At 71.5% G+C, this 16,945-nt stretch carries 16 protein-coding genes and 1 pseudogene; 10 read left to right on the top strand and 7 right to left on the bottom strand.

Annotated features, from left to right (window positions below; genetic code table 11):
* Positions 1 to 21 precede the first annotated feature (21 nt).
* The 6 genes from I2W78_RS17650 (at position 22) to I2W78_RS17625 (ending at position 6,735) form a co-directional block, all read left to right on the top strand.
* Positions 22 to 1,056: an alpha/beta hydrolase gene (locus tag I2W78_RS17650; protein WP_196461090.1), complete on the top strand. Its 1,035-nt coding sequence runs from the start codon at positions 22 to 24 to the stop codon at positions 1,054 to 1,056.
* The gene (locus I2W78_RS17645) at positions 1,049 to 2,281 is read left to right on the top strand and encodes an acyltransferase family protein (protein ID WP_196461088.1); all 1,233 of its coding nucleotides are present in this window, start codon (positions 1,049 to 1,051) and stop codon (positions 2,279 to 2,281) included. Before I2W78_RS17650 ends, I2W78_RS17645 begins: the two co-directional genes overlap by 8 nt.
* A 193-nt stretch (positions 2,282 to 2,474) precedes the next feature.
* A complete protein-coding gene (locus tag I2W78_RS17640) occupies positions 2,475 to 3,878 on the top strand; it encodes a sensor histidine kinase (RefSeq protein WP_196461086.1) in 1,404 nt (467 codons plus the stop codon).
* Positions 3,875 to 4,549, top strand: a complete 675-nt coding sequence (locus tag I2W78_RS17635) for a response regulator (RefSeq protein WP_196461084.1) — start codon at positions 3,875 to 3,877, stop codon at positions 4,547 to 4,549. The genes I2W78_RS17640 and I2W78_RS17635 overlap by 4 nt, the downstream gene beginning before the upstream one ends.
* A 174-nt stretch (positions 4,550 to 4,723) precedes the next feature.
* Complete coding sequence (locus tag I2W78_RS17630) at positions 4,724 to 6,073, top strand: sensor histidine kinase (protein ID WP_196461082.1); 1,350 nt, start codon at positions 4,724 to 4,726, stop codon at positions 6,071 to 6,073.
* Positions 6,070 to 6,735, top strand: a complete 666-nt coding sequence (locus I2W78_RS17625) for a response regulator (protein ID WP_196461080.1) — start codon at positions 6,070 to 6,072, stop codon at positions 6,733 to 6,735. Before I2W78_RS17630 ends, I2W78_RS17625 begins: the two co-directional genes overlap by 4 nt.
* Before the next feature lie 18 nt (positions 6,736 to 6,753).
* On the opposite strand, the gene I2W78_RS17620 is transcribed toward I2W78_RS17625, so the two are convergent.
* The 4 genes from I2W78_RS17620 to I2W78_RS17605 all read right to left on the bottom strand — a co-directional run bounded on the left by I2W78_RS17620 (position 6,754) and on the right by I2W78_RS17605 (position 9,087).
* Positions 6,754 to 6,942 (bottom strand): hypothetical protein, encoded by a 189-nt coding sequence (locus I2W78_RS17620; RefSeq protein ID WP_196461078.1) that lies wholly within the window; start codon positions 6,940 to 6,942, stop codon positions 6,754 to 6,756.
* A 15-nt stretch (positions 6,943 to 6,957) separates the two neighbouring features.
* Positions 6,958 to 7,419, bottom strand: coding sequence for a hypothetical protein (locus I2W78_RS17615; RefSeq protein ID WP_196461077.1), 462 nt, complete (start codon positions 7,417 to 7,419; stop codon positions 6,958 to 6,960).
* Between the two features lie 85 nt (positions 7,420 to 7,504).
* Positions 7,505 to 8,353 (bottom strand): helix-turn-helix domain-containing protein, encoded by an 849-nt coding sequence (locus I2W78_RS17610; protein WP_196461075.1) that lies wholly within the window; start codon positions 8,351 to 8,353, stop codon positions 7,505 to 7,507.
* Positions 8,350 to 9,087 (bottom strand): DUF6879 family protein, encoded by a 738-nt coding sequence (locus I2W78_RS17605; protein WP_196461073.1) that lies wholly within the window; start codon positions 9,085 to 9,087, stop codon positions 8,350 to 8,352. Before I2W78_RS17605 ends, I2W78_RS17610 begins: the two co-directional genes overlap by 4 nt.
* Before the next feature lie 189 nt (positions 9,088 to 9,276).
* Between I2W78_RS17605 and I2W78_RS17600 the strand changes: the two genes are divergently transcribed.
* A complete protein-coding gene (locus I2W78_RS17600; RefSeq protein WP_196461071.1) occupies positions 9,277 to 10,482 on the top strand; it encodes a cytochrome P450 in 1,206 nt (401 codons plus the stop codon).
* An 88-nt stretch (positions 10,483 to 10,570) separates the two neighbouring features.
* Positions 10,571 to 11,151: pseudogene (locus tag I2W78_RS17595) on the top strand (Uma2 family endonuclease).
* Between the two features lie 9 nt (positions 11,152 to 11,160).
* Here the strand turns inward: I2W78_RS17595 and I2W78_RS17590 are convergent.
* Positions 11,161 to 12,768 (bottom strand): ABC transporter permease, encoded by a 1,608-nt coding sequence (locus I2W78_RS17590; RefSeq protein WP_196461069.1) that lies wholly within the window; start codon positions 12,766 to 12,768, stop codon positions 11,161 to 11,163.
* Positions 12,765 to 13,670, bottom strand: coding sequence for an ABC transporter ATP-binding protein (locus I2W78_RS17585; RefSeq protein ID WP_196461067.1), 906 nt, complete (start codon positions 13,668 to 13,670; stop codon positions 12,765 to 12,767). The genes I2W78_RS17590 and I2W78_RS17585 overlap by 4 nt, the downstream gene beginning before the upstream one ends.
* Positions 13,671 to 13,773: 103 nt before the next feature.
* On the opposite strand from I2W78_RS17585, the gene I2W78_RS17580 reads away from it, so the two are divergent.
* Complete coding sequence (locus tag I2W78_RS17580) at positions 13,774 to 14,280, top strand: GbsR/MarR family transcriptional regulator (protein ID WP_196461065.1); 507 nt, start codon at positions 13,774 to 13,776, stop codon at positions 14,278 to 14,280.
* 340 nt (positions 14,281 to 14,620) lie between these two features.
* On the opposite strand, the gene I2W78_RS17575 is transcribed toward I2W78_RS17580, so the two are convergent.
* A complete protein-coding gene (locus tag I2W78_RS17575) occupies positions 14,621 to 15,469 on the bottom strand; it encodes a diacylglycerol kinase family protein (RefSeq protein ID WP_196461063.1) in 849 nt (282 codons plus the stop codon).
* Positions 15,470 to 15,655: 186 nt separating this feature from the next.
* On the opposite strand from I2W78_RS17575, the gene I2W78_RS17570 reads away from it, so the two are divergent.
* Positions 15,656 to 16,939 (top strand): adenylosuccinate synthase, encoded by a 1,284-nt coding sequence (locus I2W78_RS17570; RefSeq protein WP_196461061.1) that lies wholly within the window; start codon positions 15,656 to 15,658, stop codon positions 16,937 to 16,939.
* The last annotated feature ends 6 nt before the right edge of the window (positions 16,940 to 16,945 follow it).

The following is a 16,945-nucleotide window of genomic DNA, read 5'->3' as shown; positions in this document are numbered from 1 at the left end:
CGGACTGGGAGGGAAGACGGCATGGGCCTGGGGTTCGGGGTTGATACGACGACGGCTGGGCCGGAGGGGCCGCGGGGCTGGAGGGCGCCCCTCCGCACCGCCCGGCGACTACGCCGCTCCCTGCTCGCCCTCCTCGTCACCGCCGCCGTCGTAGTCCCCCTCTCCGCCGCGGCCCACCCCCGCATCCCGGCCCCCACCCCCGCCGTACTCGCTCCGCTCACGGCATCCACCCTGGACGACGCCTACGCCGCCAACCGCGCCAACGCCGCGGAAGCGTCCCGTATGGCCGAGGCGCACGGCGACCGCGGCCGCGCCGCCGCCGACCGCTCCCTGGCCGACCCGTCCCGTACGCTTCTCGCCTTCGACGGCCGTGGCTCCGGCCGGGCCACCGAGGTGTTCGGCGACCTGGCCCACGCCGACCGCATAGCGGTCCTCGTCCCGGGCTCGGACACCACCCTCGACACATACGCCCGCTTCCGCGCGACGGCCACGGCCCTGTACGGCCGGCTGACCCGGCACGCCCCTCAGGGCACCCGCCCGGCGGTCGTCGCCTGGCTCGGCTACGAGACCCCGGACACGATCAGCACCACCGTCCTCACCACCACCCGCGCCGACCAAGCCGCCCCGAAGCTGCGCGAGTTCATACGACAGCTGCGCGGCATCACCGGCCGCCGGGCCCACGTCACGTTGGTCTGCCACTCCTACGGCACCGTCGTCTGCGCCCGCGCCGCCTCCGCCGGCACCGGCATCGACGACATCGCGCTCATCGGCAGCCCCGGCACGGGCGCGGACTCGGCGGCGGCGCTGCACACGTCCGCCCGTGTCTGGGCGGCCCGCGGCGGCGACGACTGGATCGCGGAGGCACCGCACATCAGGGCCGACCTCTTCGGCGTCACGGTCGGCTTCGGCACCGACCCCGTGTCACCGGTCTTCGGCGCCCGCGTCTTCGCGGCCGGCGACGGCGGCCACAGCGACTACTTCACGCCGGGCTCGGTCTCCCTGGCCAACCTCGCCCGGATCGTCCTCGGCGACACCTCGGAGGTGACCCGTGCGTGACATACGCGACCGGACTGTCCGGTACATCCGGGGCGTTCGGAAATCCGCCACCCGCATCGACGCGGCGACACCCCGGGAACGGGATCGCGCGGTCGACGCCCTGCGCGCCCTCGCGATCCTCGGCGTGGTGCTGGGCCACTGGCTGGTGACCGCCCTGGTGGCGGACGGCGGCACCCTGCGCGCGTCCAGCCCGCTCCAGCACATGCCCTGGCTGGCGCCGATCTCCTGGATCTTCCAGACGCTCGCCGTGTTCTTCCTGGTCGGCGGCCATGTGGCGACCCGGAGCCTCGCCTCGGCGCAGGCGCGCGGCACGACGTACGGGCGCTGGCTGATCACCCGTCTGGCCCGGCTCTTCGCGCCGGTGGCGGCCGTACTGGCGCTGTGGACGGTGGCCTCGGCGGCGCTGCTGCTGACGGGCGTGGAGTTCACGACGGTCCGGACGCTGGTCAAGCTCGCCCTGTCGCCCCTGTGGTTCCTGCTGGTCTTCGCCGCGCTGACCGCGGCGACCCCGTTGCTGACGCGGGTCAACCCGCTGTGGCCGCTGGCCGTCGTCCTCCATGTGGACCTCGTGCGCTTCGGCCTCGGCGGCCCGTCCTGGCTCGGCTGGGTGAACGTGGCCGCGGGCTGGCTGGTGCCGTACACGCTGGGCGCGGCGTGGACCCGGGGCGAGTTGGAGCGCCGCCGCGCAGGGTGGCTGCTGCTCACGGGCGGGGCGGCGGCGACGGCGGGACTGGTGGGCTGGGCCGGTTATCCGGCGTCGATGGTCGGCGTGCCCGGCGCCGGGGTCTCCAACCTCGACCCGCCGACCCTGGCCGCCGTCACCTTCGGCCTCGCCCAGTGCGGGCTCGCCCTGCTGCTGCGCGGTCCCCTGCGCCGGGCGATGCGCCGGTCCCCGGCCTGGGCGGCGGTCGCCCTGCTCAACCTCTCCGCGATGACGATCTTCCTGTGGCACCAGACGGCCCTGATGGCCACTACGGCCACCGGCCTGCTCGCCGGCCACCTCCCCGGCCTGCACACCCGCCCCGACGACCTGGTCTGGATACCGGCCAGGCTCATCTGGCTACCGGTCTTCGTTGCCGCACTGGCGGTCTGCTGGGGTGCGTTCCGCGCCTTCGAACACGGCGGACAGGCGGGCCGCCGGGGCGGTCGGGGCGGCGGATCCACAGTGGTGCACGTGCACCACAACTCCGGTCCGACGGAATCGAAGGCGGCCCACCGTGCCTAGGGTTGACCCTGTGAACGGGGCGGGGAACGCGGAGAACGGGCCACCGGCCGACGGACGACGTGCCTCAGCGTCACCACCACGCACATCCGCACCACCGCCGTCCCGTGCGACGGCGCGCACATCCGCACCACCGCCGTCCCGTGCGGCGGCGCCTTCACCCGCGTACCGCTGGCTGCGTGAGCTGCGCGACGAGATGTGGACCACGACAGCCAACCCGCTGCCGCCCTCGGTGTGGCTGCGCTGGCTGCCGCACGGGCTGGTCGTCCTGCTCGCGGTCGGCATCCTGTTCGCCTACGCGCAACGGATGACCGACGGCTACGGCCAGGGGCCGAACTACAGTCTGCTGTGCTCGGCGGCGCAGGCCGCGGCGGTGGCTCTGGCCGTGTGGCGGCCGGTTCCGGCGTGGTGGCTGTCGACGGTGGTCACGACCGTGGTGGCCATGGGCGCCCGCTCCCAACTCCTGTCCGGCCAGGCCCAGCCCGACGTTTCCTGGCCGTGGACCTGGGAGGCGATGATCGCGCACAGCACGGTGTTGTTCCTGCTCGCCCTGCGCGTACCCGCCCGCGCGTCGGCGACGGCGCTGGCCCTGACCGCGCTGGTCACCGGTGTCGTCCAAGGGCTGATCGGCGCGTCGAACTACTCGTCGACCGGTGCGTTCGCGGTGACCCTGTTCATCGGAGTCGTCCTCCTGGGCGCCGCCCTCAGAGGGCGCCGAGATGCCCGCACCCGACTCGTACAGCAGGAGACGATCACCGCCGAGGAACGCGCCCGGCGCACCCTGCTGGAGGAGCGCAACCGGATCGCGCGCGAGCTGCACGACGTCGTCGCGCACCACATGTCGGTGATCTCCATCCAGGCTCAGGTCGCCCCGCACCTGGTGGAGAACCCGTCCGAGGAACTCAAGGAGAACCTCCACGGCATCCGCAACAACGCCCTGGAGGCCCTCACCGAACTGCGCCGCGTCCTCGGCGTCCTGCGCTCCGAGCACCCCGAGGACCCCGAGGACCCGTACGGCCTGGGCGAGGCCGTGACCGGCACCGCCCCGGACTCCCCGCAGCCCACGCTCGACCGTCTCGACGCCCTGATCGACAACACCCGGGCCGCCGGACTCCACGTCGGCATCGACATCCGGGGCGAGCCGAGCCGGCCCTACTCGCCGGGCGTGGAGCTGTCGGCGTACCGGATCGTCCAGGAGGGGCTGAGCAACGCCCTGCGGCACGCGCCCGGCTCCACTGTCCGGGTCGAGCTCACGCACTTCCCCGAAGGCCTCTACCTGAGCGTCATCAACTCCCGACCGGAACGCCCGGTCCAGCCCTCCCCGGGCGCGGGCCACGGCCTGCTCGGCATGCGCGAACGCGCGACAATGCTCGGCGGCCACCTCTCGGCGACCAGAACTCTGCACGGCGGCTTCGCCGTCTCGGCGTTCCTCCCCAGGGACGGCCGCCCGCACCCCGACGGCCCCCGCAGGCCGGCCACCGACCCCCGGCTCCCGGCCCCGGAGCTGCACTTCCCCCGACCCGACACGGCAGACGACGTAACCCTGCGACCCCCGGACACCCTGCAACCTCCCAACCCGGCAGGAGAAGAAACCCCATGACGAGCGGCACCATCCGTGTACTCATCGCCGACGACCAGCAGATGGTCCGGCAGGGCTTCACCGTGCTGCTCAACACCCAGCCGGACATCGACGTGATCGGCCAGGCGGTCGACGGACTGGACGCGGTGGCCAAGGTCGCCGAGCTGGCCCCGGACGTCGTCCTCATGGACATCCGCATGCCCGAACTCGGCGGCATCGAGGCCACCCGCCGCATCACCGCTGCCACCCCGCAGATCAAGGTGCTGGTCCTGACCACCTTCGATCTCGACGAGTACGTCTACGAGGCCCTGCGTGCCGGCGCGTCCGGGTTCCTGCTGAAGGACGCCTCCGCGGACCAGCTGGCCGAGGCGGTCCGGGTGGTGGCGGCCGGCGACGCGCTCCTCGCGCCGGGCATCACGCGGCGGCTGATCGCCGAGTTCTCCCGGCTGGACGGCACGCCCCGCGCCCCGCTCAAGGAGCGCGTCGGCGATCTGACCGAGCGGGAGACGGAGGTGCTCGCCCTCATCGCCCGGGGCCTGTCGAACGCGGAGATCGCCCAGCACCTGGTGGTGGCCGAGCAGACGGTGAAGACGCACGTGGGCCGCATCCTGGTGAAACTGGGCCTGCGCGACCGCACGCAGGCGGCGGTGTTCGCCTACGAGTCGGGCCTGGTCCGGCCCTCCGGCTACTGAGGGACGTGAGGGAAGGGTGCGGCTCGTTCGTGCCGGAGAGGCGCCAGAGACCGCCCCGGGCGGACCCGTAGCAGCGGACCCGTAGTAGCGGACCCGTAGTACCTGAGAGGGACCCCGAATGACCCCTCTCACTGGTGACGACCTGGACCCCCACCCGGCCGTACGGTTTTGAACGTGACCGAGACGACCCAGACGCACAGGCCCACGGCACCGCCGAGCGGTGCCGCGGCGCGCAGCCCCGAGTTCCGGCTGGCCCTGGACGCCCTGCGGGGGCTGCGCCAGGACCTGTTCCACGACGCCTTCGCCTACCGCCCGCTGCCTCGCGTGAGTGCCGACGGCCCCATAACCCGTCGGCTGAAGGGCCGGCTGGGACAGTACGCGGCGTGGACCCCGCACGCGCTGGTGGTGTCGGCGGGCCTGCTGGCGATGCTCGTCGGGACCGAGTCGAGCCGCGGCGAGGCCCTCAACCTGTTCGTCGGTCTGCTCGCACTGGCCCCGGTCCTGCTGACCCTGGTCCGCCCGGTCGGCGCCTTCTGGGCCTCCCTGGTCGCGGCCCCGCTCTCCGGCATGTTCTACGGCGGGTGGTACGAGCCGTGGCCGTGGCCCCCCGGCAGCTTCGTGACGCACCTGACGGTGCTGACGGTCGTCGCCGTGCGCACCCGGCCTCGTACGGCCGCGTGGATGTGGGCGCTGACCCTGGCCTACGGGCTGCTCGCGGACACCCTCCTCGGCTCGGGCTACTACGACTCCAACACCGGCCCCATGCTGATCCTGTCGGCGATCATCCTGCTGATCGTCGCCGTGCTGCACATCCGCCGCCAGGCCCGGCAGGAGGTGACCGCCCAGCAGACGGTCACCGAGCACGAGCGCTCCCGCCGCACGCTGCTGGAGGAGCGCACGACGATCGCCCGCGAGCTGCACGACGTCGTCGCCCACCACATGTCGGTGGTCGCCATCCAGGCGGAGGCCGCGCCCTACCGGGTGGAGAACCCGCCGCCGGAGCTGGAGCGCGCCTTCGCCACCATCCGGGAGAACGCGGTGGCGGCCCTGACCGAGCTCCGCCGGGTCCTGGGCGTCGTGCGTGCCGAGGACTACGAGGCGCCCGAGGCCCCGCAGCCCACGCTCGCCGACCTGGACGCGCTGCTCGCCAATGTGCGGGACGCGGGCCTGACCGTCGACAAGGTGGTGACGGGAGCGGTGCGTGAACTCCCGCAGGGCGTGGAGCTCTCGGCCTACCGAATAGTCCAGGAAACGCTGAGCAACACCCTGCGGCACGCACCCGGTGCGACCGCCCGGGTCGAGGTCGGCTATGTCCTCGGCGGCCTGGGCCTGCGCATACTCAACGGCCCGCCGCCGCACCCGGCCCTGGTGAAGCCCTCGCCCGGCGCCGGCCATGGCATCACCGGCATGCGGGAGCGGGTCTCCATGCTGAACGGCGAGATGACGGCGGGCCCCACGGACGAGGGTGGCTACGAGGTGGCGGTGTTCCTGCCCGTGGCCACGGTGAGCGAAGGTGAGGCATGACCATCCGTGTCCTGATCGCGGACGACCAGATGATGGTTCGCGAGGGCTTCTCGGTCCTGCTGAACGCGATGCCGGACATCGAGGTCGTCGGCGAGGCGGTCAACGGCCGGGAGGCGGTCGAGAAGGTCCGCGAACTCGCCCCCGACGTCGTGCTGATGGACATCCGCATGCCCGAGCTGAACGGCATAGAGGCAACCCGGGAAATCATCGCGGCGGACGGCACCGCGAAGGTGCTGGTACTGACGACCTTCGACCTCGACGAGTACGTGTACCAGGCGCTGCGGGCGGGAGCCTCCGGCTTCCTCCTCAAGGACGCCTCGGCACGGCAGCTCGCCGACGGGGTCCGGGTGGTGGCGTCCGGCGAGGCCCTGCTGGCCCCCTCCGTCACCAGGCGGCTGATCACGGAGTTCTCGAAGCTGTCCGAGGCCCCGGGCATCCCGGCCACCGCCCAGGCGGCATACGGAGACCTCACCGAACGGGAGACGGAGGTGCTGGTCCTGATAGCCCAGGGCCTGTCGAACTCGGAGATAGCCGGGCGGCTGGTGGTGGCCGAGTCGACGATCAAGACCCACGTCAGCCGGATCCTGGTGAAGCTGGGCCTGAGGGACCGCACGCAGGCGGCGGTGTTCGCGTACGAGGCCCGCCTGGTGACGCCGGGCTGAACGCGCCCCTTGTTCCGCTCACTGCCGCCCCGGACGCCGACGGCCGGCGTGGTGGTTGCGGATCTCCACGTTGCAGTCCGATACACGGGACTGGTCGTTCCGGACCGCCGCTGCGGCACGCTGCCGTGCCAGCGCCTGGCACACTCCGCAGTCCGCCGAGGGCTCCGGCCACTCCAGCGGGAGGCCGAGCCTGGGCGCGTCATCCATGGTGGTCCTCTTCATTCAGAGTGCCTCCGAGGGCTGCAGGTGCCGACCGGGCCCGAACGCCGCGGCGAGTACGGCGGGGCCGGTGAGACTCCCCGATCCGTCGGGACGCCAGAGCCACCAACGCCCCGCCACCTGCCGACCGCTCGGCGGGCAGTCCAGCGCCCAGCCCGCCGGCCGCATGCTGACCTGCCGCACGTCGGCCAGCTCTTCGAGGGCATCAAGCGGCACGAGCCACCACAACTTGTCGAGCCCCGGGTCAGCGAGCACGGGCCCTCGCTGCTCCTCCTGAATACGCACGGCCGCGGCCATACCGGTGACGAGCCGAGACTCGGCGACGAGCCAGTGCTCACCGGACGTCACGGGCGCGAGTTCTTCTGCGTCCCAGGCGCGGCGCACGAGATCCGGCCGCGCGGAACAGCGGACGAGCCATGCGTCCCCGGCCGCGTACAGCGCCGTGAGGCGGATTGATTGAGTCATGCCCAGCACGCTATGCAGGGCGATTGCGTGCGTGTGCGTCGATTGCGCGTGGTTGCATGAGCTCACTCGGTGTTTGCGCCGATTGCTACGTGAGGTCGAGAGACGCCCTTGCCCGGCCGATCAGACGCCGCGCCGGCGCCCCGTACTCGGCAGACCCGGAGAGCCAGTCCCACGCCCGCTCGTACACCGCGATGTCCTCGTCACCGGTGAGCCACAGCTCCTCACTGATGGTCTCGACGATGACCAACCGCCGGTCGTAGATCCAGAACGCATGCGGGGCCGTACGGCGCAGCTGCGCGCCGAAGGGGATGATGCCGAGTTCGATGCGGCGCTGGCCGACTAGGTTGTAGAGACGGTCCAGTTGCTCGGCCATCACGTCCATCGGGCAGGGGCGGTGGTAGAGGGCCGCCTCGCAGAGGACGAAGTGGAACGTCTTGGCCGGGTCGTACAGAGCCTCTTGCCGCCTCATCCGCGCCTCGACTGCCGCTTCGGTCGTAGGCGGGATGCCTCGGAACTCGGCGAGGCCGTCGAAGATGACGCGCGCGTACTCCGGCGTCTGGAACAGGCCAGGGATCCTAGAAACCTCCAGGCCACGGATCCCCTTTGTGGCGTCGGTCAGCTTGACGCCGATCTCCTGGCGACCGCGGTGCCCGCCGGCCAGCTGCCGCCGCCAGGAGCGGTGGCGCTGCTTCATGTCCAGCCCGGCGAGGAGTCCGTGCAGCTCTGCCTCTACGTCTGGGCGCCCGAGGGCGTGCACCCATGCGGTGAGGTCTGCGCGGGTCGGGGTCTGCTTGCCGTTCTGGAGCCGGGAGACCTTCGACGTCTGCCAGCCAAGCTGGGCGGCGAGGTCCTTTCCTTCCAGGCCGGCCTCGGTGCGCAGCTCCCGGAGCCGCGCACCGAGGGCTTCCCGGGCGGTCTGGAAGTCGGTGGTCACACGGTGGAACGTACCCGCTCGGCGAATTCTTGGGTACGGACCGCATGGTGCCAGGCGGCATCGCGGGCCTGGCAGGCGGCGAGCACTTCGGCCGGGTCCTCGGTGACATACACGCCGAGCGTCGTGTCGTCTGCGTCGAATGTGAACCGGGCGAGCACCTTGGAGTCGAACAGCCAGAAGTCGAAGTCCGGCAGGCGCAGTTCCTGGGCGCGGGCGCGGGTGAGGTTGCGGATGTCCTCGCCCGCGGCCACGTTGCCGGGAGCACTGGCGAGGAGGAAGCGCTGGCCCTCGGTGGCCGGTTCGTCGACGATCCGGACGCGCCCGAACCTCTTGCCTGCGGCGGTCTGGGTGGCGACGTTCTCCAGCCAGGTGCTCGGCTCGGCTGCGATGCCCTCTCCGGCGCGCCAGCGCTGCCACTTGGGGCTCTTGCGGTCGGAGGCGTAGCCGCGGCGGGTCTCCAGCCGCCACGCGGTGTGGTGGAACTCATGGAACAGGTGGGAGAGCGACGAGAACGGCTGAAGCTGCGGCGTGTCGGTCCGAGGCGCGTAGCGGGCGAGCAGGCTGCGAGGGACGCGCACGAACGTCTCGGACGGCTTGACGTCCCGCAGCTGGACGAGGTGCTGCGGGTCGGTCTCCCGCTCGCCCTGAACGAGGATCTCGTCAGTGCCCTCGATCTCGTACAGGGTGGGGCAGTCTCCCTCGTCGCTGGTCGTGCCGATGAGCCTGAGCGCCATCTCGACCTCCCTCTGAGCTGGTTGGAGAACCAGGATGCGTTGCGGATGCGGAGGCGCGCCCGTGGATTGCAGCAGATTGCGCGCGACGCACGGTGTCCGTGGATTGCGCGCAACCTGCTGATTGCCGACCATCGCCATTCGATGCAACCCCCCTGTTCAGCGAACGACCCCCCGCGTTAGCGTCCGCTCATGGCAGCCTTCGATCCCTGGGACCCCGCGTTCCTCGCCGACCCGTACCCCGCCTACGCCGAGCTGCGGGCCCAGGGACGTGTCATCCGCTACGAGCCAACCGACCAGTGGCTCGTCCCGCACCACGCGGACGTCTCGGCGCTGCTGCGCGACCGGCGTCTCGGCCGGACCTACCAGCACCGGTTCACGCACGAGGAGTTCGGGCGGACACCGCCCCCGCCGGAGCACGAGCCCTTCCACACGCTGAACGACCACGGGATGCTCGACCTGGAGCCGCCGGACCACACGCGGATCCGGCGCCTGGTGTCGAAGGCGTTCACACCGCGCACCGTGGAGCGGCTCAAGCCGTACGTGGACGGGCTGGCCGGTGAGCTCGTCGCGGCGCTGGTCGAGGCGGGCGGCGGGGATCTGCTGACCGACGTGGCGGAGCCGCTGCCGGTCGCGGTGATCGCCGAGATGCTCGGCATCCCGGAGTCGGACCGCGCCCCGCTGCGGCCCTGGTCGGCGGACATCTGCGGGATGTACGAGCTGAACCCCTCCGAGGAGACGGCGGCCAAGGCGGTGCGGGCGTCGGTCGAGTTCTCCGAGTATTTGAGGGAGTTGATCGCCGAGCGCCGCAAGGAGCCCGGCGACGACCTCATCTCCGGTCTGATCGCCGCGCACGACGAGGGTGACCGGCTGACCGAGCAGGAGATGATCTCGACGTGCGTCCTGCTGCTGAACGCGGGCCACGAGGCCACGGTGAACGCCACCGTCAACGGCTGGTGGGCGCTGTTCCGCAACCCGGACCAGCTGGCGGCCCTGCGCGCCGACCACTCCCTCGTCCCCTCCGCCGTCGAGGAGCTGATGCGCTACGACACCCCGCTCCAGCTCTTCGAACGCTGGGTCCTGGACGAGATCGAGATCGACGGCACGGTGATCCCGAGGGGCGCGGAGATCGCCATGCTCTTCGGCTCCGCCAACCACGATCCCGACGTGTTCCACAACCCCGAGCATCTCGACCTCGCCCGCAAGGACAACCCCCACATCTCCTTCAGCGCCGGCATCCACTACTGCATCGGCGCTCCGCTGGCCCGTATCGAGCTGGCGGCGTCGATGCGGGCGCTGCTGGAGCGGGCCCCGACCCTGCGGCCGACGGCAGAGCCGAAGAGGAAGCCGAACTTCGTGATCCGGGGACTGGAAGGGCTGAGCGTGGAGATCGGCTGATCACCCGTTCGGCTGATCGTGCGGGGAGTCCGAGCGATGATCGGGTCCGACTCGGCAGGCTGGTGCGCCCTCGCGAAGGGAGGCACCCGTGACGGGAACGTCGGATCAGCTGCTGGTGGAGGAATTCGAGCAGATCGCCGCATTTGCCGAGCGGGAGATCGAGACCGTCCGACTTGAGTTCCTCGGCGGTCGGATAGGGCTCAAGAAGGCGACCAACGGAAGCCACGGCAGTGCCGTCATGTGGTTGGTCCACCGGTGGATGCAGGCCAGGCCCAAGCTGGGCCTCCACCCTTCGCGGGGACTGAGGGTGGAGGCGCATGGCCGGGGGCGCGTACTGCCCGACGGGGTGCTGGCACCCGTCGGGCACTTCTCGGGGGACGGGGAGTGGTCCGATCCCGAGGGGTGCTGATGACGGTGGAGATCACGTCGCACGACTCGTACACGCATCACCGTGACCGCGTGGAGAAACCCCGGGCGTACGCGGAGGCCGGAATCCCCGTCTATCTGCTGATCGACCGGGACGACGGCTCGGTCCTCGTGCACAGCGACCCCGCTCCCGAGGGCAGGTACCGGGACATCCATACGGTGACGATCGGCGCCAAGGTCAGCCTCCCGGTACCTGTCACCATCGATCTCGACACCGAGGGACTCAAGAAGTACCTCGACTGACCCCCACCGTCAGCTGCTGATCACGTCCCGCCGGCGCAACCCCACCAGCCCCCCGGCGACCAACACCACCGCCAGCCCGGTCAGGACCGACACCGCCCCCCACTCCATCTCCCCACCCGGCATCTTCGGCAGATGCCCGAACGGTGACACATTCAGCACCGCCTGCGGGACATCCAGCGCGGGACCGATCCAGCCGATCAGCAGCACGGCCCCGGCGACACCCCACGCCGCCGTCGCCACCCGCGGCGACACCCCGTGCAGCAGTACCGCCACCCCGCCGAGCACCCAGATCGCCGGGAGCTGCACCAGGCAGGCCCCCAGGATCGGGCCGGCCGACCTGCCGTAGCCGAGGGCGAGGCCCACCCCCGCCAGCAGCATGAGCAGCACCGAGCCGCCGAAGGCGACGATCAGGTGTCCGGCCGCCCACCGCAGCCGGCCGACCGCGTTCGCCAGTACCGGTTCCGCCCGCCCCGACGTCTCCTCGCCGTGCAGCCGCAGTACCGACGCCACGATGTACAGCGCGGCGACCAGGCCGAGCATCCCCACCATCGCCGCGAGGAACGCGTCCGTCAGGCCGGACTGACCGCCCATCCGCTGGAAGATCTCCCGGGCGTTGTCGTTGTCGCCGACCAGGTCCGCCGCGCCCTCGGTCATCCCGCCGTACACCACCCCGGCGAGCAGGAAGCCGATGCTCCAGCCGAGCACGCTGCCCCGCTGCAACCGCCAGGCCAGCGCCCCGGCCGTGCCCAGCCGCCCCTCGGCCGGTCCCGGGCGGCTGGGCAGGAAGCTCATGCCGACGTCCCGCCGCCCGGCGAGTTCGTACGCCGCCGCCCCCTGCACCACCACCGCCCCGGCGAAGAGCAGCAGCACCCACCACCGTTCGTCCGCGAACGGCCGCAGGTTCTCCAGCCAGCCGATCGGTGACACCCAGGTCAGCACCGACGAGCCGTCGTCGGTCGCCGAGTCGCCCGCCGCGCGCAGTACGAAGGCCGCGCCGAGCAGCCCGGCCGTCAGCCCGCGGGCCAGCCGCGCGCTCTCCGTGAACTGGGCGACGATCGCCGCCATCGTCGCGAAGACCATGCCGACGCCCGCGATCCCCAGCCCGAGGGCGAGCGCGCCGCCCGTGCCCTGACCGGCCAGGCCGACGGCCACCAGCAGCGCCAGCACCCCGTTCGCCACGAGAGCGGTCAGCAGCGCCGCCGTCAGCGGGGCCCGACGGCCCACCATCCCGGCCGAGATCATCTCCTGCCGGCCGCTCTCCTCCTCGTCCCGTGTGTGCCGTACGACGATGAGCAGGCTCATCACCGCGGCGAGCGCACCGGCGTACACACCGGCGCGCCACGCGGTCAGCGCGCCGAGCGAGTCGCCGAAGACCGGGCCGACCATGGCGCGCAGGGAGGCGTTGGTCTCCATCTGGCGGACCAGGTCGGCGCGTTCGGCGGCGGTGCCGTACAGGCCCTCAAGGGTGTTCGGCATGGACAGCACCATCAGGGCGTTCACGCCGACCCAGATCGGGATCATGGCCCGGTCGCGGCGCAGCGCGAAGCGCAACAGCGTGCCGGTACCGGCCAGTTGACGAGGCCCTGTGCCCCGTACCGCGAAGGTCGTGGCGGTCATCGCGCGGCCACCTCTTCGCGCTCGTCGGCGTAGTGCCGCATGAACAGCTCCTCCAGGGTGGGCGGCGTCGAGGTCAGGGACCGTACGCCGGAGTCGCTGAGGGACTTGAGTACGTCGTTCAGCTTGTCGGTGTCGACCTGGAGGCGGACCCTGCGCCCCTGTACGTCGAGGTCGTGCACGCCGGGCAGACGGGACAGCCCGTTGGGCGGACCGGCCAGCTCGGCGGTCACGCTGGTGCGGGTCAGATGGCGCAGGTCGGTGAGCGAACCGGTCTCCACGGTCCGGCCCTTGCGGATGATGCTGACCCGGTCGCACAGCTCCTCGACCTCGCTCAGGATGTGGGAGGAGAGCAGGATCGTCCGGCCGCGTTCGCGCTCCTCGGCCACGCACCGCTGGAAGACCTCCTCCATCAGCGGGTCGAGGCCCGAGGTCGGCTCGTCGAGGATCAGCAGGTCGACGTCCGAGGCGAAGGCGGCGACGAGGGCGACCTTCTGCCGGTTGCCCTTGGAGTACGTGCGGCCCTTCTTGGTCGGGTCCAGCTCGAACCGCTCGACCAGCTCCGCGCGGCGCCGCTTGTCGAGGCCGCCGCGCAGGCGCCCGTACAGGTCGATGACCTCCCCGCCGGAGAGGTTGCGCCACAGGGTCACGTCGCCGGGGACGTACGCGATGCGGCGATGGAGTTCGACCGCGTCCGTCCAGGGGTCGCCGCCCAGCACCTGGGCGGCGCCGGAGTCGGCGCGGAGCAGGCCGAGCAGGACGCGGATGGTGGTCGACTTGCCGGCGCCGTTCGGGCCGAGGAAGCCGTGTACCTCACCGGACTCGACGTCCAGGTCGAGGCCGTCGAGCGCGTGGGTCCGGCCGAACGACTTGTGCAGGCCGGAGACGGTGATTGCCTTGGTCATGCCATGAACGTACGCGGGCTTCAGAAATTTGTGAAGTTAAGGAAACGTATAAATCATCGGTACACTCGAGGGGTGGGCGCTGAGCAGGGGAGATGATGCCGGGATGACGGAACCGAGCGTGAACGGGGCAGACCGGCGGGATCCGGAGGCCGTCGCCCGTTTCGTCGAGCACTTCGCGGCGCAGCTCGTGGAGGCCGGTATGCCGAGGATGCCGTCCCGTGTCTTCGCCGCCCTGCTCGCCTCCGACGCCGGTGCCCTGACCTCCGCAGAACTGGGCGAACAGTTGCAGATCTCGCCCGCCGCCGTCTCCGGCGCGGTGCGTTACCTGGCGCAGGTCCACATGGTGTCGCGCGAGCGGGAGCCCGGTTCGCGCCGGGAGCGGTACCGGGTGCACGGCGACCAGTGGTACGAGGCGCTCACCAACCGCGAGGCCGTGCTCAAGCGCTGGGAGGACGCCTTGCGGGACGGCGTCGACAGCCTGGGCGCCGACACCCCGGCCGGCCGCCGGCTCGCCGAGACGCTCGCCTTCTTCGAGTACCTGGAGGGGGAGCTGGAGGCCCTGATGGAGCGCTGGCGCGCGCACCGGGAGCAGGTCTTCGGCCGCGGCTGACACCCCGCGCCCCGAGGCGGCTCGCGAGCCGCGCGCGAAGGGCGGTGGAGGCGCGGCGGTGGCATCGCGCCGACCGCGCGCTCAGTCGTAGGGGTGTACCTGGCCGTTCTCCATGGCCGTCACCGCCTCACCCCGCCACACTGGAGGCCGATCACCCGGAGTGCCGCTGCGGCGACATGAAGTGACCGATCGCCGGGGTGCCCCGCTGACCCGGCAGACCCCCTGACCGGCCTCGCTCCGCGACCGACACGCCACCCCGCCCGCGGAGCGAGGCCTCCAGCAAGCGCTGTCACACATGCCGGGCAACCCGCCGCTTGCCGAGCCCCTCCGGCAAGCCCCCTCACCCACCCGGCAACGTCAACCCCCACGCCCCCTCCCGCACCCGCCACGTCCGTGTCCGTACCGGACCGCTCACACCCGCGTCCGACCGGTACCGGAAGTCCGCCCCCGACACCGTCACCGTCCGCCCCTCCGCCCGTACCGGCGTGGCCTCCGCGCCCACCGACAGCGGGCGGACCTCGACCTCCGCCGCGCCCGAGCCGTCCGGGGCGACGGACACGGCCTCGACCGGCTGGTCCAGGTCGACCAGCGTCGACCCGTCGACCTCGACCCGCAGCCGCGCGGGCCCGGGCGCGGACACCGACGGCACCCGCGCCGGACGGGCCGCCACCAGGGTGCGTACGAGGGACTGGCAGGTCCGCAGCCAGGGCGCCCGCGTCGAAGCCGCGCCCCCCTCGCCCATCGGCACCGGCGGGATCCGCAGCGCCCCCAGCACCACCCCGTCGCTGTCGTCGACGAGCAGATCCAGCCGCCGCTCGACCCCCTCCAGCACGGCCCGCGCCGCCGACACCGCGCTCGTCGGCACCCCCAGGGCCGCCGTAAGACCGAGGGAGGACCCCACCGGGACGACCGACAGCACACTTCCGGTCAGCTCCCGCTGCCGGTGCAAATGGGACACCGCCCGCACCAAGGCACGGTCGTCGCCGATCACCACCGGCCGCCGCGACCCCCTGCGCTGAAGCGCCCGGGCGAACTCCTCCGGTCCGTCCGGCAGGCACACCTTGGTGGCCGCACCCGCGCTGAGCACGTCTTTCGCGATGCGGACGGACTCCCCGTCCGTCTTCCGAGCGACCGGATCGATGATCACCAGCAGCTGATCGGACATCGCGGAAGTCGCCACCTCGGTCATGCCTCGCTTCCTCGGGTAGCATCTTTGTGCAAGAGCCCCTTGCGCTATTGCGCCAGGGGCTTCGTCTATTCCGGGGCACCCGGTCCGACGGTCGCGGCCAACGACGGCCGCGGGGCACGCGGCGGCACGACCCACCGCGTACGCCCCTGACCTTGGACATGCCCCGCCCGGAAGGGGTGTACGCGCGTGCCCGCACTTGTGCTGCTCGGTGCTCAGTGGGGTGACGAAGGCAAGGGAAAGGCGACGGACCTGCTAGGCGGGTCGGTCGACTACGTAGTGCGCTACCAGGGTGGCAACAACGCCGGCCACACGGTCGTCGTCGGCGACCAGAAGTACGCGCTGCATCTGCTCCCTTCCGGAATCCTGTCCCCCGGCTGCACGCCGGTCATCGGCAACGGCGTCGTCGTCGACCCGTCTGTCCTGCTCTCCGAGCTGAGCGGGCTGAACGAGCGTGGCGTTGATACGTCCAAGCTCCTGATCAGCGGCAACGCGCACATCATCACGTCGTTCAACGTGACGGTCGACAAGGTGACGGAGCGCTTCCTCGGGAAGCGCAAGATCGGCACCACGGGCCGCGGCATCGGCCCGACGTACGCCGACAAGATCAACCGCGTCGGCATCCGCGTCCAGGACCTGTACGACGAGTCGATCCTGACCCAGAAGGTCGAGGCGGCGCTCGACGTCAAGAACCAGATCCTCACCAAGCTCTACAACCGCCGCGCGATCGCCGTCGAGCAGGTCGTCGAGGAGCTGCTGGGCTACGCCGACCAGATCCGCCCGTACGTCGCCGACACGGTGCTGATCCTGAACAAGGCGCTGGAAGAGGACAAGGTCGTGCTCTTCGAGGGCGGCCAGGGCACCCTCCTCGACATCGACCACGGCACGTACCCCTTCGTCACGTCGTCGAATCCGACCGCCGGCGGTGCCTGCACGGGCGCCGGTGTCGGCCCGACGAAGATCAGCCGCGTCATCGGCATCCTCAAGGCCTACACGACCCGCGTCGGCGCGGGCCCGTTCCCGACGGAGCTCTTCGACGAGGACGGCGAGGCGCTGCGCCGCATCGGCGGCGAGCGCGGTGTGACCACTGGCCGTGACCGCCGCTGCGGCTGGTTCGACGCGGTGATCGCCCGCTACGCGACCCGCGTGAACGGCCTGACGGACTTCTTCCTCACCAAGCTCGACGTCCTCACCGGCTGGGAGCAGATCCCGGTCTGCGTGGCGTACGAGATCGACGGCAAGCGCGTCGAGGAGCTGCCGTACTCCCAGACGGACTTCCACCACGCGAAGCCCGTCTACGAGATGCTGCCCGGCTGGTCGGAGGACATCAGCAAGGCGAAGACCTTCGCCGACCTGCCGAAGAACGCGCAGAGCTACGTCAAGGCCCTGGAGGAGATGTCCGGCGCCCCGATCTCCGCGATCGGCGTGGGACCGGGTCGGGACGAGACGATCGAGATCAACTCGTTCCTCTGAGCCCTC

The organism is Streptomyces spinoverrucosus (assembly GCF_015712165.1).
GTDB lineage: Bacteria > Actinomycetota > Actinomycetes > Streptomycetales > Streptomycetaceae > Streptomyces > Streptomyces spinoverrucosus_A.
Note: the sequence above shows the minus strand (reverse complement) of the source record. Positions and strands in the feature narration are given on the sequence as shown.